This is a genomic window from Micromonospora sp. CB01531 (genome assembly GCF_001905095.1).
GTDB lineage: Bacteria > Actinomycetota > Actinomycetes > Mycobacteriales > Micromonosporaceae > Micromonospora.
The window spans coordinates 86,888-107,961 of record NZ_LWLS01000072.1 but is presented as its reverse complement, the minus strand read 5'-3'; the positions used below and the strand labels follow the sequence as shown (position 1 = coordinate 107,961).

Genomic DNA, 21,074 nt, shown 5'->3' with positions numbered 1-21,074 from the left:
CATCCGGTGCGCCACATCACGAGCGGCACGACCGGCGGTTGCGGGTCGCAGGTCCCGGCCGACCGGGCTCGGTGGGTGGCGCCGGACGCCCTGGGTCAAGACCCGCCGCTGCGAGAAGGCAGGGGAAGCGAACATGCCAACGACCGTCGACACCTCGTCAACCCCGCCCGTAACCGGCGTACCGGCCGGGCACCCGGCCGGTCGCCGCCGCGTGCGGCGGCAACTGCGCTGGGCGGTACCGCTGCTGCTGGTCGCGGTCGCGTTCGTCGCGTACGCGCTGCCGCCGTACCTGACGCTGGACCCGAGCCGGTCCCGGCTGCCGGTCCCGGAGGACTACCCGCAGTACTACCCACTGCTGGTGGCGCACATCGTGTTCGGCTCCGTGGCCCTGCTCGCCGGCTGCTTCCAGGTCTGGCCCTGGTTCCGCCGCCGCTACCCGGCCGCGCACCGCTGGATGGGCCGGGCGTACTTCTTCGGTGGGGTCTTCCCGGCGGGGATCGCGATCCTGGGCGTCGCACCGTTTAGCAGCACCGGCTTCGTCTCACAGGTCGGCAACACCATGCTGGCAGTGCTCTGGCTCGCCACCTCGGTCGCCGGCTACCGGATGGCGCGGCAACACCGGTTCGTCGAGCACCGCCGGTGGATGATCCGCAGCTTCGCGCTGACCACGTCAATCGTGCTCAACCGGGCGTGGGTGATGCTCTTCATCGTCCTGCTGCTGCCCCACGTCGACACGACCTACGGCGGCGACCAGGACGCGATGATCCGGGCCGCGGCCGGCGCCAGCGTCTGGATGAGCTGGGTGGTCAACCTGCTTGTCGCCGAGTGGTGGCTGGAACGCGGCGACGCCCGCCGCCGGGCCCGCCGCACCGGCCGAGCTGCCGGCCACCGCCACGACGCGGCCTGACGAACACGCCACCGCTACCCACAAGCGCTGGAAACAGGCCACGCCGGTTGGCCCGCTGCGCTGGAAACTTGCCGGCCATGCTGGTGCAGTCGCGGCTGGCTGTCCGAAACAGTCCTCCTGCTGGGACGATGACCTTGCCCGCAAGGTGCTGGCCCGCAGCAGCGGTACCAACCGTTTCACCAACGGTTCAGCACGGCGGCCAACTGGGCCAGGGCGACATGGGCGGCGTCGAACAGGGCCAGTTTCCGCGGGAAGTTGTGGATGAGCCCCTGGTATCGGGTTGCGGTGACGGGAACGCCGGCCGCCAGCAGCCGGGCCGCGTACCGTTCACCCTCGGCGGACAACAGGTCGAGTTCGGCGGTGATGACCAGGGCGGGGGGCAGGCCCGTGAGGTCGGCCCGCAGTGGGTTCAGATTCGGCTGGGTACGGTCCACCCCGGGTGGGGCGAACGCGTCCCAGAAGAACCGCATCTCCTCCCGGTCCAGGCCGTACTCGTCGAGGGCCGGGTAGTCGGCGGCGGGGTCGATGACCGGGCAGATGAGGATCTGTCCCGCGAGACGGATCCCCGCGTCCTGGGCGTGCCGGGCGGTCACCGCCGCGAGGTGCCCTCCCACGGAGTCACCGGCCACCGCTATCCGGCCCGGGTCGAGGCCGTGCCGAGCCGCCCCAGGCCCGCGCAGCCAGGTGAGCGCGCGCGCCATGTCGTCCACCGCGGCCGGGTACGGACATTCGGGGGCGAGCCGATAGTCCACGGAGAGCACGGCCCAGCCGGACGCCGCCGCCACGTGCCGGCACAACCCGTCGTGGGTGTCCACGCTGCCCATCACCCAGCCCCCGCCGTGCGCATAGAGGACCACCGGCGTCGCGTCGTGATCGCCGTCGCGGTAGAGACGGGCGGGCACGCCGCCGGCGTCGACGGTCACCACGGACCGGATCGACGGTGCGTCGCCCACCTCGGCCGAGGTCGCCTGGACCATGCTGAGCCGTGCCGCCGGCAGGGTTGACCGAGTGAGCGGGACACGCTGCTGGACTTGCATCGCCGCCCGCGCCTGCGGGTGCAGCCGGCTGGGATCCACCCGCTCATTATCGCCTGCTTGACGGATGTCAACGTGGCGGCGCGGCGGTGACGGAGCGGCGGTGAGTCGCCTACGGTGTGGACCGTGGATGGTCTTCTACCGGCACTGCCAGAGGACTGGGAGCGCTGCCTCGCGGTGGCCGCACACCCCGACGACATCGAGTACGGCGCGGCCTCGGCGATCGCCCGCTGGACCGCACAGGGCAAGCACGTTACCTACCTGCTGGCCACCCGGGGCGAGGCAGGAATCGACACCATGCACCCGGACCAGGCCGCGCCGTTGCGCGATGAGGAGCAGCGCGCCGCGGCCCGGGAAGTCGGCGTGGAGGTCGTGGAGTTCCTCGACCACCGCGACGGGGTCGTCGAGTACGGCCCGGACCTGCGCCGCGACATCGTGCGGGCGATCCGCCGGCACCGGCCCGAGGTCATCGTCGCGGGCGCCTTCACCATCCGCATGGTGGGCGGCATGACCAACCAGGCCGACCACCGGGCGGTGGGGCTGGCGACGCTGGACGCCGCCCGCGACGCGGGCAACCGGTGGATCTTCCCGGAACTGGTGGGTGAGGGGCTGCCGCCCTGGGGCGGGGTGCGCTACGTCTGCTTCGCCGGCGCCGAGCAGCCCACGCACGGCGTGGACGTCACCGGTGAGCCGTTGCAGCGGGGTATCGCCTCGCTGGCTGCGCACGCTGAGTACACCAGGGGCTTGGGCGTGGCCGGCCCCGAACCCGGGCCGTTCCTCACCTGGGCGGCCCGCCAGGGCGGGCCGGCGCTGGGCGTGGCGGCGGCGGTCCTGTTCGACGTGCACGCCCTCACCTTCGAGGGCCCACCACCCTGGCTCTGAGCTCTGCCAGAACACGTGTCCTTGATGGATCCGCCGTCGCCGTACGGTCAGGCCGGGGCGGGCGCCACCAGCAGCGCGCGCAGCTCGCGGACCGCTGCCCGCCCGGCGCGGTTCGCGCCGACCGTGCTCGCGGACGGCCCGTAGCCGACCAGGTGGATCCGGGAGTCGGCGACCACCCGGGTGCCGTCCACGACGATGCCGCCGCGGGGCCCCCGCAGCCGCAGCGGGGCCAGGTGGTCGAGCGCCGGCCGGAAGCCGGTGCACCAGAGGATGACGTCCACGTCCTGCGCCGCGCCGTCGCGCCACTGGACGCCGCCGGGGACGATCCGGTCGAACATCGGCCGACGGCGGAGGAGACCGCGTTCCCGGGCTTCGCGCAGCTGCGGTGTCCACGACAGCTCGGTCGCGCTGGCGATGCTTCCCGGAGGCAGGCCGGCCCGTACCCGTGCCTCCACCTTGGCGACCACCTCGCGTCCGTAGTCCGGCGTGAACGGCCCGTCCCGGAACACCGGCGGCCGGCGGGTGACCCAGGTCGTCGTCGCCGCGACGTCGGCGATCTCGACCAGGAGCTGCACGGCCGACGCTCCGCCCCCGACGACCACCACCCGCTTCCCGGCGAATTCCGCCGGCCCCCGGTAGTGCGCGGTGTGCAGCTGCCGCCCGCGGAACGTTTCCTGTCCCCGGTAGTACGGCACGAACGGCCGGGTCCAGGTTCCGGTGGCGTTGATCAGTGCCCGGGTGGTCCAGGTGCCGTTGGCCGATTCGACGAGGAGTCGCCCGTCGCGGGCGTTCCGGACGGCCGTGACGGCGACCGGCCGCTGCACGTCGATGCCGAATTCCCGCTCAAAGGCGGCGAAGTAGGCCGGCACCGCGTCGGCGGCTGGTTCGTCCGGCGGCGGAGGCGTGAAGCGCATGCCGGGCAGGTCGAAGATCCCGTGCACGGTCGCCATGCGCAGCGTCGGCCACCGGTGCTGCCAGGCCCCGCCCGGTGCCGGGTCGGCGTCCAGGACGGCGAAGTCAAGACCGGCGGAGCGCAGGTGGTACGCGCTGGACAGCCCCGCCTGTCCGGCCCCGACAACCACCACATCCGTCTCCGGCATGTGCCGGACAACGCCCCAGCTCACCCGGCCCTTCCCAGTGGCGATGGAGGTCACACCGCCGCTGTCGTCCGCGCACGACGATGGGCGTCACCGGCGACGCGGCGTGATCAGACCCGACTCGTACGCCCACACGACCAGCTGGGCACGGTCGCGGCAGTGCAGCTTCGTCATCGCCCGGTTGACGTGTGTCTTGGCGGTCAACGGGCTGATCACCATGCGCTCGGCGATCTCGTCGTTGTTCAGCCCTCGGGCGACGAGCTCGACGATCTCCTGTTCGCGGGCGGTCAGCACGTCGCGTCCGGCCGCCGGGTCAGCCGGCGGTGGGCCAGCGACGAACTCGCTGATGAGCGTACGCGTGATCCCCGGGGCGAGCAGCGCGTCGCCGCGCGCCACGACGGCGACGGCCTGCAGCAGGTCGGCGGGATCGGCGTCCTTGAGGAGGAATCCGCTGGCGCCCGCGCGGAGTGCGGCGAAGACGTGGGAGTCGAGCCCGTAGTTGGTGAGGATGAGGACGCGGACCGCGGCGAGGTCGGGATCGACGGCGATGCGCCGGGTGGCTTCGATGCCGTCGAGTCCCGGCATCTGCACGTCCATCAGCACGACGTCCGGCCGCAGGCGTCGCGACAGCTCGACGGCCGAAGCGCCGTCGGCGGCCTCGCCGACGACCGCCAGGTCGTCCTCGGCGTCGAGCAACGCCCGAAATCCGGCCCGCATCAGCGCCTGGTCGTCGGCGAGCAGCACCCGGATCGTGGCGGGCTGCGCTGGTTGGGCGCACAAGCGCTCGGTCATGCCGGGCCGTCCAGCGGGAACGTGGCCTGCACCCCGAACCCGCCGCCGTCGCGGGCGGCAGTGTGCAGCGTGCCGCCCAGTCCGGTGACCCGTTCCCGCATACCGCGCAGGCCCACACCGGGTGTCACCGGCCGGACCGGCGAGGCCTGGCCGTCGTCGGTCACGGAGACGGTCAGCTGTGCCGGGGCGTACTCGACGTGGATCTGGGCGGTGGCGGGGCCGGCGTGGCGGGCGACGTTGGTCAGGGCCTCCTGGACGACGCGATAGCCGGCCTGGTCGACCTCGGCGGGCAGGTTCCGGGGCTGACCGGTGACGGTCACCTGCACCGGTACGCCCGCCGCCCGGGTCCGCTCGGCGAGCTCACCCACCCGGGCCAGCCCGACCCCGTCCCCGTCGGAGGGTGAACGCAGGACGTCCAGCGTCGCCCGCAGTTCCCGCATCGCGGCGCCGCTGGCCTCCTGGATCGCCAGCAGCGCGGCCGACGGTTCCGCGCCGTGCTTGCGGGCCAGGTGTACGGCGATCCCGGCCTGCACCTTGATCACGGAGATGCTGTGGGTCAGTGAGTCGTGCAGGTCCCGGGCGATACGCAGGCGCTCCTCCCCGGCGCGGCGCAGCGCCATCTCCTCGCGGGTGCGTTCGGCCTCGACCGCCCGCTGCTCGACCTGCTCCAGGTACGCCCGGCGCTGCCGCGAGACGAGCCCGGCGACGTTGGCCGCCACGAACCAGCCCAGCAGCAGGGCGGTCCGCTCGGCGATCAGCTGGCCGGGGCGGCCGGCGGGCGCGACCGAGACGTCGCGGGCCAGGAAGCCGCCGAGGAAGACGAGGCTGGCCAGGGCGGTGGCCGATCTGTGCCCCCGCCAGGCGGCGACGTAGACCGCGCCGAGGACGGGGAACGCGGCGGACACCCCGGGGTGCACCCGGACGTGGAGGGCCAGCATGGCGGCAGTCACCACGCTCAACGCCACCACCGGATACCGCCGGCACGCCGCCAGGGCCGCCGCCATGGCCAGGACCAGGGCGACGTCGATCGCCCGCACCGGTGCGGCGTCCGGCGCGAGCGCGGCGTTGCCGAGCAGGAGGACGCCGAGGGCGAGGCCGCTGAGGGCGTACGGCAGATCGCGGCGCATGATCGCACTGTAGAACGGTCGTCATCAGGGAGCATCCCGCGCCTGCGGTAGATGCGGCGTACTGCGGACGCGGTATCGGCGCCCGGGCAAGTGCCTGCGGCGGCACGACGCTTTCCCGGCCCGCCTCCGCAAGCATCGAGTCCATGACATACCGCTTCTTCACCCCCGCTCCAGCTGGCGCTGCGACCGGTCTCACCGCGGACGTCTACCGGCAGCTCCGGGACGAGTTCCTCGGGCCGGCGCCCACCTTCCAGGCGCTCTCGGCGGTGCCGGAAGTGCTGGCCGCGACCTGGGCGCTGATGCGCGAGGCCCTGCTCGCCGGAGCCGCGTCCCGGGTCGACCGCGAACTCGTCGCGTCGGCGGTGTCCCGGGCGAACCGCTGCCGATTCTGCGTCGACGCCCACGTGATGCTGTTGCACGCGCTGGGCGAGCACGAGCTGGCCGAGGCCATCGTCCGGGGCGGGACGCCACCGGAGCCGCGGCAGGCCGCGCTCGTCGGCTGGGCCGAGGCCAGCCGCAGCCCCAGAGCCGGTGAGTGGACCAGCCCGTACTGCCCTGAGGTCACCGGCACCCTGCTCGCCTTCCACTTCATCAACCGGATCGTCTCGGCGCTGCTCGCCCCGGATCTGCTGCCCGGTGGCCTGCAGCGCTCCCGTGTGGTGCGGTCAGCCGGGGGCCGGCTCTACGCCAGGACGGCCCGGGAGCCGAAAGAGCCCGGCCGCAGCCTGCCGCTCCTCGGCACCGGCCCGGCATCGCCACCGGCGTGGGCCGGGGACAGCCCGGTCGGCGTCGCGTACGCGTCGTTGCGGAACGCCGCCATGCGGGGCGGAGACCTGCTGGGCGACGTGGCGCGCCGGACCGTCACGGCCACCGTGAGCTGGGAGGACGGCCGGCACCCGGCCCGGCCCGCGGAGTGGGCCGCCGATCTGGTCCGGGACCTGCCCGGCGCGGACCGCGTCGCGGCGCGGATCGCCCTGCTGGCGGCGTTCGCGCCCAGCGCGATCCGCTCGGGCGATGTCGCCCTCTGGCGGCTGTCCCATCCGGACGACGCCGACCTCGTCCGGCTGGTCGCCTACGGCGCGATCACGGCCACCGACCACGTCGCCCGGGCACTGTCCCCGGCTCAGCTCTAGGAGGTCACCCATGCGCAAGGCTTTGGTCATCGTCAGCACTCTGTTGCTCGTCGCGTTCGCCCTGCAGTTCGTCTTCGCGGCCCTGGGCGCGTTCACCAAGCCCGCGGGCGACGGCGCGTATGCGCTGCACAGCGTCACCGGGATGGCGGTCATCCCCGTCCTCACTCTGCTCACCATCCTGTTCGCCGTACTGGCGAAGGCGCCGGGCCGGCTCGTCGGACTGGCCGTTCTGCCGCTCGGCCTGGTCGTCCTGCAGGCGCTGCTCGCCATGCTCGCGAACGCCTTCACCGACGCCGCGGGCGCCAGCACGCCGATCGGCCTGGCCATCGCCGGGCTGCACGCGGTCAACGGAATCGTCGCGGTGCACGTCGTGGTCGGTGTCCGCCGGGCAGCGCGCAAGCTGGCCGACCCGGCGCCGGCCGGCGTCACCCGCGTGGCCGTCCGGGAAAGGGAGCCGGCATGACCGTCGGGTCGCTGCTCGCGGCCGACCTGGTGATCGCGGTCCTCGCGGCCGCCGGGTGGCTGGCCGGGGGCGCCGCGTCGGCCGCCCGGCGCCGCCGGCTGGCACTGGCGCTGGCCGCCGTCGCGCTGCTCGCCACGGTCGCCCGCGCGATCACGATCACCGCGCTCGCCCGCGCCGGCTGGTGGTTCGCGGCGGAGAAGGTCCTCATCGCCGCCCCACTGTCGCTCGCGGCGGTGGTCGTCGCCGGGCCGCGGCTGCTGCGGGCCCCGGGCGACATCCGGTCCGTCGCGGTCCCGCTCCTCTTCGCCGGGTACGCCGACAGCGGCGCCCTGCTCGTGACGGTCCTGCACGGCTATCCGACGTCGGCAGGCGCGGGTCTGCTCGCGGTCGCCGGGGTCGTCGCGGCGACCGCGGTCACGTGGCGCGTGCTCGGCGCGCGCCCGTCGCAGACGGTGTCCAGGGCGGCCGTCGCGGCGGCGGTCGCGGCGCTGGTGACCGGAACCGGGCTGGCCGTCGCACCGGGAGCTGCTCCCGCCGTACCACATGATCACCGATATGAAGCTGCGCGGACCGTGGGCGAACCGACCAGGCGGTTCACCCTGACGGCCGGGACCGCCACGGTGAGCGTGAGCGGCCGGGACGTCGCGGCGTGGACGTTCGACGGGCAGGTCCCCGGGCCGGAGTTGACCGCCACCGTCGGCGACGTCCTGGAGGTGACGCTGCGCAACCGGGACATCGCGCGAGGCGTCACGCTGCACTGGCACGGCTACGACGTGCCGAACAGCCAGGACGGGGTGCCCGGCGTGACGCAGGCGGCGGTGCTGCCCGGACAGGAGTTCGTCTACCGGTTCCGCGCCGACCAGGCCGGGACGTATTGGTACCACACGCACACGGTGTCCGACGTCGGCGTGCGGATGGGGCTCTACGGGGTCCTGGTGGTGCGCCCGGCGCCGGCGACCGGCGTCGACGTCACGGTGCCGGTGCACACCCTTTCCGGCCTTCCGCTGCCCGCGCCACGAACAGAACCGGTCGCGGCGGGGACGCCGGTACGGCTGCGGCTGGTCAACACCGACAGCACGACGCACCGCTACGCGCTGGCCGGAACCCCGTTCCGGGTCGCCGCGATCGACGGATCCGATCTGCGGGGCCCGACCCCGCTCGTGGACACCGCCGTGCTGATCCCGGCCGGAGGACGGTACGACCTGGTGTTCACCGCGCCCGCCACGCCCGTGGCGCTGTTCGTCGACGGACGGGCGGTCTACTCGACCGGGCCGGTGTCCGCGGCGACCGGCGCGTGGCCGGTGCTGGATCCGCTCACCTACGGCGTCGGCTCTCCGGTGCCGTGGTCCCGGTTCGACAAGGAGTTCACCCTGGTCCTCGACCGCGGCCTCGACCTGCACGGACTGCTTCCGCGGTACGCCCACACCGTCAACGGCGCGGCCGGTCCGGACATCCCGCCCCAGGTCGTACGCCCCGGCGACATCGTCAAGTTCACGATCGTGAACCGGTCACTGGTGGTGCACCCGTGGCATCTGCACGGCCATCACGTCCTGGTGCTGTCCCGCAACGGAGAGCCGGCGACCGGGAGTCCCCTGTGGCTGGACTCGTTCGACGTACGGCCCGGCGACGTCTGGGAGGTGGCGTTCCCAGCCGACAACCCCGGAATGTGGGCCAACCACTGCCACAACCTGGCACACGCCGACGCCGGAATGACGCTGCACCTGATGTACGGGTGACGGTGAACCGGCTCGCACGCCGGTCAGCCCTCGAAGGTCTGCTTGGCCACCATGACGGCGGACATGGCCTGCGGCCACCCGGTGTAGAACGCCAGGTGGGTGATGGCCTCGACGATCTCGGCCTGCGTGAGGCCGTTCTGCTTGCCGAGGTTGAGGTGGAACGGCAATTGTTCGCTGTTGCCACCCGCGACCAGGGCCGCGATGGTAATCAGGCTGCGGTCGCGGGGCGCGAGGTCGGCGCGTTCCCAGACGTCGGCGAAGAGCACGTCGTCGGTGAGCGAGACGAGCTTGGGCGCGAAGTCTCCGAGCATCTTCCGAACGGGGCTCTGCTGAGTGGTCTCGGACATGTCCGTACTCCCCTCTTGGTCGGTGGGTGAGCCGGCGGCCGCGGGACGACGCGGCCGCCGGCTGCTGGTCACGCGGGCTGCCGGCGGTACTCGTCGTCTGTCACGTGCTCGCCCCATTGCGTTTCCGGCCCGTCCTGCCCGGGGGTGAGGCCGTCCCAGATGGCCAGGTGGGTCATGAAGTGGTCAGGGGCGGCGCCGTGCCAGTGCCACTCACCAGGCGGACACCAGACGTTGTCGCCCGGGCGAATGACGACGACCTCGCCGCCGCGTGACTGGGTCAGCCCAATGCCCTCGGTGACGTGCAGCAGCTGCCCGTTGGCGTGCCGGTGCCAGGCGGTGCGGGCGCCGGGGGCGAAGTGCACGGCGTTGCAGCGGCCGATGGACGGGCCGGTCATGGGAACGATCTGGTCGAACCAGACGTCCCCGGTGAACCAGTCGGCCGGTCCCTTGACCGACGGCTGTCTGGTCAGGATCTCCAAGGTGTCCTCCTGTGCGGTACGCCCTGCGCTGGATGCAGCGGCTTGTCGCTGCCACGGTGGCCACCCGCGCGGGGGCGGCGCGGGTCGTCACGGCGTGAGGAGGACCTTGATGGCGCGGCGCTCGTCCATGGCCTGGTACCCCTCGGCAGCCTGCTCAAGGGGGAGGGTGAGGTCGAAGACCTTGCCGGGATCGATCTCCCGGTTCCAGATCAGGGCGATCAGCTCGGGCAGGAACCGGCGCACCGGGGCGGGGCCCCCGTGCAGGTGCACGTGGGAGAAGAACAGCTCGTCGCCGGGCAGCTGGACGTCGTGGGCCACGCCGACGTACCCGACGTGACCGCCGGCACGGGTGGAACGGATGGCCTGCATCATCGACTCCTGCGTGCCGACCGCCTCGATGACCGAGTGCGCCCCGAGCCCGTCGGTCAGTTCCTTGATCCGCGCCACGCCCTCATCGCCGCGCTCGGTGACGACATGGGTCGCGCCGTAGTGTGCCGCGAGCCGCTGGCGAGGTTCGTGCCGGCTCATCGCGATGATGCGCTCCGCGCCGAAGTGCTTGGCCGCCAGCACGGCGAGCAGACCGACAGCCCCGTCGCCGACCACTGCGACGGTCTTGCCTGGGCCCACCTCCGCGGCGACGGCGCCGAACCAGCCCGTGCCGAGCACGTCGGAGGCGGCGAGAAGGCCCGGAATCAAGTCGTCCGAGGGAGTGTCGGGCGTGGCGACCAGGGTGCCGTCCGCCAGCGGGACACGCAGGTACTCGGCCTGGGCGCCGAGTCCGCCCACTGGCTCCCGGTGGATGCATGAACTCTGATAGCCGGCCTGGCAGATCGGGCAGGTGTTGTCGGAGGCGAAGAAGGAGCCGACCACGAACTGGCCCGGCTTGATGTTCTTGACCTCGCTACCGACCTCCTGGACGACGCCGACGTACTCATGGCCCATCGGCGACGGCCCCTTCGACACTTCAACGCCCCGATACGGCCACAGGTCCGAACCGCAGACACAGGTCGCGGACAGCCGAATGATCGCGTCGGTCGGGAGCAGGATCCGGGGATCCTCCCGTGTTTCCACCCGGACGTCGCCGGGGGCGTGCATGACGACACCACGCATAGGTTCTTCCTCCCAAAGGACCGGCCGCGACCCGACCTGCCAGCTTCCGCGTCCTACCCGGGCAGGCCGCGATGATGCCGGGAGCCGGGCCTACGACCCCGCGGAGGACGACGACAGTCACTCCCGCTGGGCGCGGCCGGTGGTTGCGTTCATCGTCATCCAGCAAACCCCGGCAGCGCCCGCTCGGGGAGTTTCTCCTGGAAGGTGTACTGACAGGGCACCCCACCGGCCAGCCGTGACACGTACGGTCGAGACGTGGACAACCGCTCAGAGGTCCGCGAGTTCCTCGTCTCGCGACGCGCCAAGATCAGCCCGGAGCAGGCCGGTCTGCCCGCCGGCCCCAATCGGCGGGTTCCGGGACTACGCCGCAGCGAAGTCGCGTCGCTGGCCGGGGTGAGCATCGAGTACTACTCGAAGCTCGAACGGGGCTCGCTCGCCGGAGTGTCGCCTGGTGTGCTGAACGCCATTGCACGGGCGCTCCAGCTCGACGACGCGGAGCGGGCCCACCTGCTCGACCTCGCCAGAGCCGCGGACGGCAGCAGTGCCCTCATGCGGCCCCGGCGCCGGACGGCACGGCAGTGGTCCCCACGCCCCAGCCTGCAATGGGCCCTCGACGCCGTCACCCAAGGTCCCGCGTTCGTCCGTAACGGCCGCATGGACCTGCTCGCCGCGAACCGGCTCGCCCGCGCGTTCTACGTCGAGGTGTACGCCGATCCACAACGGCCCGCCAACCTCGCACGGTTCACCTTCCTCGACGAGAAAGCGCACCGCTTCTACCCGGATTGGGACGTCGCCGCCGACATCTGCGTCGCCATCCTGCGCACCGAAGCCGGCCGCGACCCGCACGACAAGGATCTTCACGACCTCGTGGGTGAACTCTCCACCTGCAGCGACGAGTTCCGGAAGCGCTGGGGAGCCCACAACGTCCGGCACCACGGCACCGGCGCCAAGTATTTCCGCCATCACATGGTCGGGGACCTGACCCTCGCCTACGAAGGGTTGGAAATGGTCGCCGAGCCCGGCCTCACTCTCACCATCTTCACCGCGGAGCCCGGCTCCCCATCCGAGGACGCGCTGCGCCTGCTCGCGTCCTGGGCCGCCTCACAGGAAGCGGACGCCGGCGCACAAACCGCTCGCGTGGAGTGATGTTCTGGCGCTGGTTGCCTGGCCGCCCGTACCGGGCGATCTTGCCTCGCCGCGAGAAACTCGCGGATTTGTCCACGGTCCGACCTGCCCTCCCCCGGCTCACCGTGGGGTGCCCTGCCAGTACACCTTTCAGCAGAGACTCCCCGACGCACCGCGGCCGAGGTTTCCTGGATGGCGATGAACGCAGCCATCCTGCGCGACGCGGCACCCTGACGACCTGCGTCAGGTGCCCGCATGGGCAACCGGCCGCCCCGCGGCCGAACCTCGCCACGAAGAACCAGGAGCAACATCATGCGTGTCCACGCTTACGCAGCACCCAGCCCGTCCGAGCCGCTGGCCCCCACGATCATCGAGCGGCGCGACGTCGGCCCCAACGACGTGCTCATCGAGATCAGGTACGCGGGCATCTGCCACTCCGACATCCACACCGTTCGCGGTGACTGGGGACCCCAGCCCTACCCGCTGGTGCCCGGCCACGAGATCGTCGGCATCCTCACCGAGGTCGGCTCCGAGGTCACCCGCCACCAGGTCGGGGACCGGGTCGGGGTCGGCTGCATGGTGAACGCCTGCCGGGGGTGCGTCAACTGCCGCAACGGCGAAGAGCAGTACTGCCAGGGCGGCATGGTGCCGACCTACGGAGGTGTCGACCGGGACGGCACCATCACCCAGGGCGGCTACGCCACCCACGTCGTGGTCGACGCCGACTTCGTGGTGTCGGTGCCGGAGGGAATCGACTTCACGGCCGCCGCGCCGCTGTTGTGCGCGGGCATCACCACCTACTCGCCGCTGCGCCGCTGGGGCGCCGGCCCGGGCAAGAAGGTCGCCGTCGTCGGCCTCGGCGGGCTGGGGCACCTGGCCGTCAAGATCGCCCACGCCCTGAGCGCCGAGGTGACCGTGCTGTCCCAGTCGCTGAAGAAGCAGGAAGACGGGCTCCGCCTGGGTGCCGACCACTACCACGCCACCAGCGACCCGGACACCTTCCAGCAGCTCGCCGGCCGGTTCGACCTGATCATCAACACGGTCAGCGCGCACATCGACGTCGACGCCTACCTCGGCCTGCTCGCGGTCGACGGCACCCTCGTCAACGTCGGCGCCCCCGCCGAACCGCTGACCCTCAACGTCTTCTCCCTCATCGGCGCTCGCCGCTCCTACGCCGGCTCGATGATCGGAGGCATCCGCGAGACCCAGGAGATGCTCGACTTCTGCGCCGAGCACCACATCGGCGCCGACGTCGAACTCATCTCGGCGGACAAGATCAACGACGCGTACGACCGCGTCCTCGCCTCCGACGTCCGCTACCGATTCGTCATCGACACCACCACCCTCGGCTGAGCCGAGGTCGCCAGACCGGCTCCGCCCGGCCAATCCGGCCAACACCAAGCCGGTTGCAGCTCCGGCCCTGGTCGGTGCCAGAACCGATCTCGCGACGTCTCCGGTCCACCGGTCTTCTTGATTCGAGGACCGGGCACCGGAGACCTCGCGGCGTCAAGAGGGCGACAACGCCCAGGCGCACCCGCGTCGCTCGCAGCTGACCGACGCCAGGGCGGGTTCGTCACCGGACCGGACCGCAGATCCGGACCGGCGAGAACGATGGCCCGGGCGGCGCTTTGGGCCGCCATACGGGGTTCGCGTCCACCGTCAGGAGGGGTGCTTGCCAGGCTGCCGCCAGCGCCTGTATCAGGACGTACTCGCTGCGGACGTGGCTCATGTTCTTTCCGGCGAGAAAGTCGATCAGCTGTTCATCGACCATCCCCTGGCCGAGCAACTCCACGTGCAGGGACGGCAACTCGACCACCGGGATCCTGGTGTACAGACCCGGTGGCGCCTCGGCAGCGCTGACCGTGGGCAGGAAGGCGATCACCCGGACGCCTGGAATCGGGCACATGGTCTGGAAGCGGTAGAAGGGTCCGTCTTCCAGCAGCGAGCGGATGAACGGCTCATCCGGGTGGTCGTCGGTTGCGGAGCCCACGCTCGCCAGTGCGTACATGGCCCGTAGCAGCCAGCCGGTGGCCACGCCGTAGCCGGAGTCGGCGGTCGGTGGCGGGTAGTACGCGCGGCCGGTGCGGACCAGCGGGCTGAGCATCACCAGCGCCGCCACTGGTGGCTTCGGGTTTCGTAGGTAGGTGCGGGCCACCATCGCGCCTTCGCTCTCCCCGACCAGAGCGATCGGCCGACCGGTGCGCCGGTGTACCGCCTCGACCTGCGCGGCGAGCAACTGCGCGCTGGACTCCAAGGACCGGTGGGTGGCGGTCGAGCGGTATGGCAGCGGACGGCCACCCGAGTCCAGGCCGTCATACGAGAACCGCTCCACGTTCGGATCCGCGGCGGGCCGGCCGTCGTACGCGGAATTGTGTCCGGCCAGCAGGATCACCGCGTAGGGCACCCGCTGGGGTAGCGGCCGGTTGAAGATCGGCGGCGAGAAGCTGGTCGTCTCGGGGTGGCGCTGAGTGAGCGCCTGCGCCACCAGCGGGATGGCCAGCACCAGCACCACGACGATCGGTACCACCGGCACCTGCCGCAACCGCACGTGGGAGGGCAGCACGGCCGCCCGCACGGTCCGGTTCCACAGCAGGCCGTTGACCATCCCGACGGCCACGGCGACGACCGGCGTCCACGCCTCGGCCGCGCTCCACACCAGGCCGCCTGCCACGGTGATGACCACGAAGTTCAGCGACGACCAGCCGAAAAGCTCCATCGTCGGCAGGCCACGCCACCAGCCCGCACCCACCGACATCCGCTGCAGGAACGGGGCCAATATCACCATGGGGATCAGCGAGACGAACAGAACCCAGGACAGGGACACCACCGACGCGGCCACCGCAAGCGCAGCGAACGGCGCGACGATGGCGGCCGTCAACCCCGCCACGCCGAGATTGCGCAGCAGCAGGGCCCGCCGTAACGGTCGGCGCTTCCCGGCCGGCCAGGACAGGCCGACCAGCACCGCGGACAACGCCCCGCGCAGCACGATCGCCCCCACCAGGCCGAGCCCGAACACCCACCAGGAATTGTGGTAGACCAGCAGCCAGCGCATATCGTGGTAGGAGTCGTACGGCCAGACCGCCGAACTCTGCCCGATCAGTCCCTCCGCCTGCCGGAACCCGATCAACACAAGCACGAGGGACTCGGCCAGCGGTAAGATGGCGGCGACCCCGAGCAGTGCCAACAAGCGCCAACGGCTCGGCACCCCTCCTCCTTCGGGTGAGGCTCTGCGCCGACTCTCCCACGCTCATGTCGTGCAGGAGAGCGTTCCTACCGAACCCGTTGTCCCACTGGCTGCCGTGCTCGTCGGGTCCGTTGAGGGGCTCGCTGCCGGGTACCGGTTGACGGCGGCCGGGTGGTTCCGGCTCCCTCCCGGTCGTCGCCGCGGACTGACCGCTCTGCTGTGCGGCTGGATCGCGGTCCGATCGGGTCGAGCCCGTCGGTGAGACCGACGCGGCGGAGCGTGCAGAGGCGTCGGACGCCGACGCCGACACCGACACCGACACCGACACCGACACCGACGAGGTGATGTACCAGATCCGCGTCGGTGCCGCCGCGCCGATCCGGGCCCGGTTCCGAGACCTGCTGCATCACCCGAAGTGCCGCTTCGCTGTGCCGGCCAGGGATGCGCCGGCCGGCACAGCGCCAACTGATCAGCCTCGGCGCGTCGTGAAGATCGCGGCGGCGCTGGCCGGCAGGCGGTAGGCGTAGGTCGTGTCTCCCCACGGCACGTCGAAGGTGGCGACCGAGCGGCGCGCGTTGTACACGACGAGAAGCTGCGTGCCGTCGGGCAGCACGGCCGTCTTGCGCTGAACGCCACTGTCCGAGCCTGCCGCCACGCTCGCCGAACCGGTTGGCCCGAGCACGTTCAGCTCGTGGATCGACCACCAGTTGCCGGCATCACCCTGGTTCACCACCCGGATGTAGCGGCCCGTGACCTGTGGAATGAGGATCTTGTTCACCGGGCTGCCCGGTCCGGTCGCGATCGGCTGGCCCCAGTTCGTGCCGTCGTTGGACACGAAGAGTTCGTACCCCCGGGGGGAGTCGCCGCTGCTGCCGGTCGTGTCCAGGACGACCTGGTTGAACGTCTGCGCCGAGCCGAGGTCGACCTGGAACCAGTCGCCGAGCTGCATGCCGCGGCCGGTGCTCCACCGCGTTGCCGGGTCGCCGTCGATCGCATTACCAGCTGGTTCGGTGGCATTGCTCGCTGACGCGGACACCGTCCAGGCGCCCCGGGACAAAGGCACCGCAGTCGTCGAAGCGGTGAGCGACGCTCCGGCGGGAAGCGTGTAGCCGAGCCACTGGTTGCCGACCCGCACCTGAGCCTGGTGAGCCAGCATCCCGGAGTCGTAGCTGATCAACGCTCGCGTCCCGTCCGGGTTCTCGAGCGGGATGTCGACCGAGCCGATCGCGGCCGGGTCCACCGGGCCAGGCTGAGTACCGGTCCAGGTGAACGTGGCTGCCGCCCCGCCGGCAAGGCTGTAGGTGAACCACTTGTTGCCCCACTGCACGCGGAAAGTCTTTCGGCTGTTCGCGGAGTTGAACGCGACCAGCGCCGTGGAGCCGTCCGGGTTGACGAAGGCGACGTCCTGCACGTCACCGGCCCCAAAGGAGTTGGACGCGACCCGGCGGGCGCCCGGACGCACGAACTTGCTGGCGTGACCGAGGGCCCAGTAGTCGACCGTCTTGGCGTACGACCAGTGGCCGGCCGTGTCCTGCGCGACCGTCACCACGCCGCGGCAGGTCAGGCAACCGCCGTTGGTCGGTCCGTTGTTCTGATCCAGGGCCATGTTCCAGCGGATGACACCCCTTGCCCAGTCACGGGTGCTGTTGATCACCAGGCCCAGCGCTCCGGCGAAACCGGCCTGCTCGTCGCCCTCCCACGTGCCGCCCGAACACTCCGTGTGCCATGCCGGCTTGTTGGGATAGTCGTTGTGCGACACGGCCTGAGCCCGCACGTCACCGCCGTAGCAGTGCCACGCCGTGCCGGCGACGAACCCGGTCGTGGCCGGGTCGGCGTACATGGTTTCCGGATAGCTGACGACATCCCAGTTGTGGTCGTAACCAAGGATCTGTGTGCGCAGATCGCGGTCCCGTAGTGTCGGGCCGAGGTAGTTCTTGATCAGGTTGTTCTGCTGCTCCGCGCTGAGCGACATACCCGGATATCCCGAGGGTACGTAGAGCGGCTCGTTCTGCGGGGTGATGTAGCGGACCGGAACCCCCGCCTCCCCGTACGCTTCGAGGAACTTCGCGAAGTAGTCGGCCAGCGGCTGATAGGCGTCCGGCTTGAGCGTCCCACCGATCATCGAGTCGCTGGTCTTCATCCAGCCTGGCGGGCTCCATGGCGACGCCATCACAGTCAGCTTCGGGTTGAGCTGCCGGGCCCGCTTGAGCAGCGGGATGATGTATGCCCGATCGTGGTCGATGGAGAAATGCGCAAGTGCCGGATCGGTCTGGCCGGGTGGCATGTCGTCGTACGAGTAGTTCCCGTTCACCGCGAAGTCACTGGAGCCCATCGGCTGGCGCAGGAAGCTCAAGCCGATGCCCTGGCCGCTGAACAGGTCGCGCATCACCGCGTCGCGCTGCTCGTTGTCGAGGCGGGTGCCGACGAGCCAGGCGGCGGAGTCGGTGAACGACGCCCCGAAGCCGGTGATCTCCTGATACCGCCGCTGGCTGTCGACGGTGATCGTCGGTCCGTCCGGGGCCCGCCCGCCATGCCACGCCACGCTGGATTGGCGGGACAGGTAGGTGTTGGTGCCGAGGTCGGTGAGATACACGGACACCCCTGCCGGCACGCCCGCGGCGACGGACGCCTCGGCCGGACACAGCGCGAGTAGGGACAGTGCAGTGACCAAGCCGACGCCTAGTCCTCTTCGTGACACCTCGTGATCCCTTCGTCGCATGTCTCGGCAGCGCCCGGAACCGGAACCTTTCCACGCACGGCGCGAGGATTCGCCACTTCATCCAAGAGTTGAAATATTTACAGCTCTAACGTATGGGTAGCGGCGCCGTCAAGGACCTTTGACCGGGCGGCCTGCCATAGCCCCAGGTGCGGGGCATGACCTACCGCTGCCGGGGCGGCGGTCACGAGTGTCCGCTGTTGGACAGGTCAGGCCGGGTACGCCTGGGTTTCGGTGGCCTTGACCGCGGCCCACACCTGCTGGCCCGGCGTGAGCTGCAGGTGGGCGGCGGCGGCCGGGGTGACGTCCGCGGCGGCCGTGATCGGTCCGGCGAGTTGGACGCGCAGGTTGTCGCCGTGGCGCTGGATCCCGGTGATCGTGGCCGGCCAGGTGTTGCGGGCGCTCCCGTCGGGCCGCTGGGGGTGCAACGCGACGGCCGTGGGCGGGAAGACCACGAAGGCGTCGCCGTCGAGCCGGTCGGCACAGGCGAGCGTGAACGTGTCGGCGAGGTGAACGGCGTGGCCGTCGGCCCGTCCGCGGTACAGGTTGAGCCCGACCAGGCGGGCGACGTAGTCGGTGCGGGGCCGCGCGGTGACCGTAGCGGCGTCGCCCTCCTGCACGACCCGGCCGTCCTCGACGATGACCAGCCGGTCGGCAAGCACGAGCGCGTCGAGCGGGTCGTGGGTGACCAGCAGCGTCGCTCCGGGGTGGGCGGTGAGGTGGCGGTGCAGCTCGGCGCGGGTGTCCAGGCGGGTACGGGCGTCGAGCGCGGCGAGGGGCTCGTCGAGCAGCAGCAGGGTCGGGTCGACGGCGAGGGCGCGGGCGAGCGCAACCCGCTGCGCCTGCCCGCCGGACAGCTGCCGGGGTTTGCGGCGGCCGTGGTCGGCAAGCCCGACCCGGGCCAGCCACGTCTCGGCCCGGGCACGCGCCGCACGGCGATCCAAGCCGCGTCGGCGGAGTCCGAACGCGACGTTGTCCACGGCGGTCAGGTGCGGGAAGAGCAGGTAGTCCTGGAACACCACGCCGATCGGGCGGTCCTCGGGCGGCGTCCACACCCGGCGCTCGGGGCGGTCGAGGTCGCCGCCGGCGAGCGCCAGGTGGCCGTCGGTGAGCGGTTGCAGGCCGGCGAGGGCGCGCAGGGCGGTCGTCTTGCCGGCGCCGTTGGGGCCGAGCAGCGCCACGACCTCCCCGGCGGCGATGCGCAGCGCGACCTCGAGGCGGAACGTGCCCCGGTCGACGACCAGGTGCGCGTCGAGCATCGGTCCGTTGAACGGCTTCCGGGCCGCCGTGACGGGTTCGGGAACGGCGGTCATGTGCTGCTGATCCAGCGGTCGCGCAGCCCGGCGAGGATGGCCACGGAAACGGTGAGCAGGATGAGGCTGAGCACGATGGCGGCGTCCAGGTCGGTCTCCAGGGCCAGGTACACGGCCAGTGGCATGGTCTGCGTGGTGCCGGGATAGTTGCCGGCGAAGGTGATGGTCGCACCGAATTCACCCAGTGCGCGGGCCCAGCAGAGCACGGCCCCGGCGGCGATCCCGGGCCCGACCAGCGGCAGCGTCACGTGGGTGAACGTCGTCCACCGGCCGGCGCCGAGCGTCGCGGCGGCCTCCTCGTACCGGCGGTCGGCCCCGCGCAACGCGCCCTCGACGGCGATGATCAGGAACGGCATCGCCACGAATGCCTCGGCCAGCACAACACCGGTCGTGGTGAACGGCAGCGTGATGCCGAACGTGCTGTCGAGCCAGCCGCCGAGTAGGCCGCGGCGGCCGAAGACCAGCAGCAGCGCCACCCCACCGACGACCGGCGGCAGCACCAGCGGGACGGTGACCAGCGCACGGACCAGCCGCCGGCCGGGGAAATCGACCCGGGCGAGGAGCCACGCGAGCGGGACGCCGAGGGCGAGGCACAGCAGCGTCGCCAGGGTGGCGCACTGCAGGGACAGCCGCAGCGCCGTGAGCACGCCGGGTGTGGCCAGCCGCTGCGGCAGCGTTGCCCACGGCGCCCGGATCAGCAGCCCAGCAAGCGGGAGCACAAGGAACATCAGCCCGAGTACGGCCGGCAGCAGCAGTGCGGCGGGCACCTGCCGGCCTGGGGTGCCGCGACGGGACGGCGTGCCCTCGGGCCGGCCCGCCACGACGGCGTCGGTGTCGGTCACGGGACCTGGAAACCGGCCTCGGTCAGCACCGCCTTCCCCCGGTCGGACAGCACGTAGGCGACGAACGCCTTCGCGCCGGCCGCGTTCCTGGCCCCCTTCAGCGCGACGATCGGGTAGTCGTTGACCGCTCCCGCCGACTCGGGGAACTCGATACCCTCGACGTCGGCCGCGGCGGCCTTGGCGTCGGTGCGGTACACCAGGGCGGCGTCGACCTCGCCGAGCTTCACCTTCGACAACGCGGCCTTGACGTCCTGCTCCAGGGTCACCGGGGTCAGCTCGACCCCGCCGGTGTCGAGCGCTTTCTTCGCTGCGGCCCCGCAGGGGACCTGCTCGGCGCACAGGGCGACCTTCACCCCGGGCCTGGTCAGGTCGGCCAAGTCCTTGACGCCGTTCGGGTTGCCCTTCGGCACGGCGATGACGAGCTGATTCTTCACGAACGTGGTCGGGGCGCCGTCGGCGTTGCCGGCGTCGGTCACCGTCGCCATGTTCTTCGGGGCGGCGGACGCGAACACGTCCGCCGGGGCGCCCTGGTTGATCTGCGTTGCGAGCGCGGAACTGCCGGCGAAGTTGAACTTCACCCTGGTGCCGGGGTGCGCGGCCTCGAAGTCCTTCCCGAGTTTGGTGAACGTCTCGGTCAGGGACGCCGCGGCGAACACGTTGACCGTGCCGGTGGCGCCCGCGGTGGCGCTCGCGCCAGTCTGCGCGCCCGTCGTGTCGTTGCCGCCGCAGCCAGTTGCAGCGACCAGGGCCGACACCGCCAGTGCGGTCAGCAGGGCGCGGATGCGAT

19 protein-coding genes are annotated in these 21,074 nt (G+C 71.6%); 7 read left to right on the top strand and 12 right to left on the bottom strand.

All coding sequences use genetic code 11. From position 1 onward, the window contains the following. Positions 1-133 precede the first annotated feature (133 nt). Complete coding sequence (locus A6A27_RS19765) at positions 134-907, top strand: DUF2306 domain-containing protein (protein ID WP_083672712.1); 774 nt, start codon at positions 134-136, stop codon at positions 905-907. 176 nt (positions 908-1,083) lie between these two features. Here the strand turns inward: A6A27_RS19765 and A6A27_RS19760 are convergent, their stop codons facing one another. After that, entirely contained in the window at positions 1,084-1,983 is a 900-nt protein-coding gene (locus A6A27_RS19760) for an alpha/beta hydrolase (protein WP_241825346.1), read from the bottom strand. A gap of 84 nt (positions 1,984-2,067) precedes the next feature. Here A6A27_RS19760 and A6A27_RS19755 point away from each other — a divergent pair, with 84 nt between their 5' ends. Further along, positions 2,068-2,823 (top strand): PIG-L deacetylase family protein, encoded by a 756-nt coding sequence (locus tag A6A27_RS19755; protein ID WP_073836302.1) that lies wholly within the window; start codon positions 2,068-2,070, stop codon positions 2,821-2,823. Positions 2,824-2,870: 47 nt separating this feature from the next. On the opposite strand, the gene A6A27_RS19750 is transcribed toward A6A27_RS19755, so the two are convergent. The 3 genes from A6A27_RS19750 to A6A27_RS19740 form a co-directional block, all read right to left on the bottom strand. Next, entirely contained in the window at positions 2,871-3,947 is a 1,077-nt protein-coding gene (locus A6A27_RS19750; protein ID WP_241825345.1) for an FAD-dependent oxidoreductase, read from the bottom strand. Positions 3,948-4,010: 63 nt separating this feature from the next. Continuing rightward, positions 4,011-4,712, bottom strand: a complete 702-nt coding sequence (locus tag A6A27_RS19745; RefSeq protein ID WP_073836104.1) for a response regulator — start codon at positions 4,710-4,712, stop codon at positions 4,011-4,013. Further along, a complete protein-coding gene (locus A6A27_RS19740; RefSeq protein WP_073836103.1) occupies positions 4,709-5,839 on the bottom strand; it encodes a sensor histidine kinase in 1,131 nt (376 codons plus the stop codon). The genes A6A27_RS19745 and A6A27_RS19740 overlap by 4 nt, the downstream gene beginning before the upstream one ends. 143 nt (positions 5,840-5,982) lie before the next feature. Here A6A27_RS19740 and A6A27_RS19735 point away from each other — a divergent pair, with 143 nt between their 5' ends. Genes A6A27_RS19735 through A6A27_RS19725 form a run of 3 tightly spaced genes read left to right on the top strand, consistent with a single transcriptional unit; the run spans position 5,983 to position 9,171 of the window. Beyond that, complete coding sequence (locus A6A27_RS19735; protein ID WP_073836102.1) at positions 5,983-6,972, top strand: carboxymuconolactone decarboxylase family protein; 990 nt, start codon at positions 5,983-5,985, stop codon at positions 6,970-6,972. Positions 6,973-6,982: 10 nt separating this feature from the next. Further along, positions 6,983-7,435 (top strand): DUF6220 domain-containing protein, encoded by a 453-nt coding sequence (locus A6A27_RS19730; protein WP_073836101.1) that lies wholly within the window; start codon positions 6,983-6,985, stop codon positions 7,433-7,435. After that, positions 7,432-9,171 (top strand): multicopper oxidase family protein, encoded by a 1,740-nt coding sequence (locus tag A6A27_RS19725; RefSeq protein ID WP_073836100.1) that lies wholly within the window; start codon positions 7,432-7,434, stop codon positions 9,169-9,171. Before A6A27_RS19730 ends, A6A27_RS19725 begins: the two co-directional genes overlap by 4 nt. Before the next feature lie 23 nt (positions 9,172-9,194). Here A6A27_RS19725 and A6A27_RS19720 read toward each other — a convergent pair whose 3' ends face one another. The 3 genes from A6A27_RS19720 to A6A27_RS19710 form a co-directional block, all read right to left on the bottom strand. Beyond that, positions 9,195-9,518: a carboxymuconolactone decarboxylase family protein gene (locus tag A6A27_RS19720; RefSeq protein WP_073836099.1), complete on the bottom strand. Its 324-nt coding sequence runs from the start codon at positions 9,516-9,518 to the stop codon at positions 9,195-9,197. Positions 9,519-9,586: 68 nt separating this feature from the next. Beyond that, positions 9,587-9,997: a (R)-mandelonitrile lyase gene (locus A6A27_RS19715; RefSeq protein WP_073836098.1), complete on the bottom strand. Its 411-nt coding sequence runs from the start codon at positions 9,995-9,997 to the stop codon at positions 9,587-9,589. Positions 9,998-10,084: 87 nt separating this feature from the next. Continuing rightward, positions 10,085-11,107 carry a zinc-dependent alcohol dehydrogenase family protein gene (locus A6A27_RS19710; RefSeq protein WP_073836097.1) on the bottom strand — a complete coding sequence of 341 codons (1,023 nt, stop codon included), beginning with the start codon at positions 11,105-11,107 and terminating at the stop codon, positions 10,085-10,087. A 255-nt stretch (positions 11,108-11,362) separates the two neighbouring features. Here A6A27_RS19710 and A6A27_RS19705 point away from each other — a divergent pair, with 255 nt between their 5' ends. Both A6A27_RS19705 and A6A27_RS19700 read left to right on the top strand, forming a co-directional pair. Continuing rightward, positions 11,363-12,253 carry a helix-turn-helix transcriptional regulator gene (locus A6A27_RS19705; RefSeq protein WP_073836096.1) on the top strand — a complete coding sequence of 297 codons (891 nt, stop codon included), beginning with the start codon at positions 11,363-11,365 and terminating at the stop codon, positions 12,251-12,253. Positions 12,254-12,541: 288 nt separating this feature from the next. Further along, positions 12,542-13,585, top strand: coding sequence for an NAD(P)-dependent alcohol dehydrogenase (locus A6A27_RS19700; protein WP_143194089.1), 1,044 nt, complete (start codon positions 12,542-12,544; stop codon positions 13,583-13,585). A gap of 220 nt (positions 13,586-13,805) precedes the next feature. On the opposite strand, the gene A6A27_RS19695 is transcribed toward A6A27_RS19700, so the two are convergent. The 5 genes from A6A27_RS19695 to modA form a co-directional block, all read right to left on the bottom strand. After that, positions 13,806-15,437 (bottom strand): esterase/lipase family protein, encoded by a 1,632-nt coding sequence (locus A6A27_RS19695; RefSeq protein ID WP_073836094.1) that lies wholly within the window; start codon positions 15,435-15,437, stop codon positions 13,806-13,808. 448 nt (positions 15,438-15,885) lie between these two features. Continuing rightward, entirely contained in the window at positions 15,886-18,087 is a 2,202-nt protein-coding gene (locus A6A27_RS19690) for a discoidin domain-containing protein (protein ID WP_073836093.1), read from the bottom strand. Between the two features lie 254 nt (positions 18,088-18,341). Beyond that, complete coding sequence (locus tag A6A27_RS19685; RefSeq protein ID WP_241825344.1) at positions 18,342-19,445, bottom strand: ABC transporter ATP-binding protein; 1,104 nt, start codon at positions 19,443-19,445, stop codon at positions 18,342-18,344. After that, entirely contained in the window at positions 19,442-20,266 is an 825-nt protein-coding gene (locus tag A6A27_RS19680; protein WP_073836299.1) for an ABC transporter permease, read from the bottom strand. Before A6A27_RS19680 ends, A6A27_RS19685 begins: the two co-directional genes overlap by 4 nt. 17 nt (positions 20,267-20,283) lie before the next feature. After that, on the bottom strand, positions 20,284-21,069 hold the full coding sequence (modA, locus tag A6A27_RS19675) for a molybdate ABC transporter substrate-binding protein (RefSeq protein WP_443189985.1): 786 nt from the start codon (positions 21,067-21,069) through the stop codon (positions 20,284-20,286). Positions 21,070-21,074: the final 5 nt, after the last annotated feature.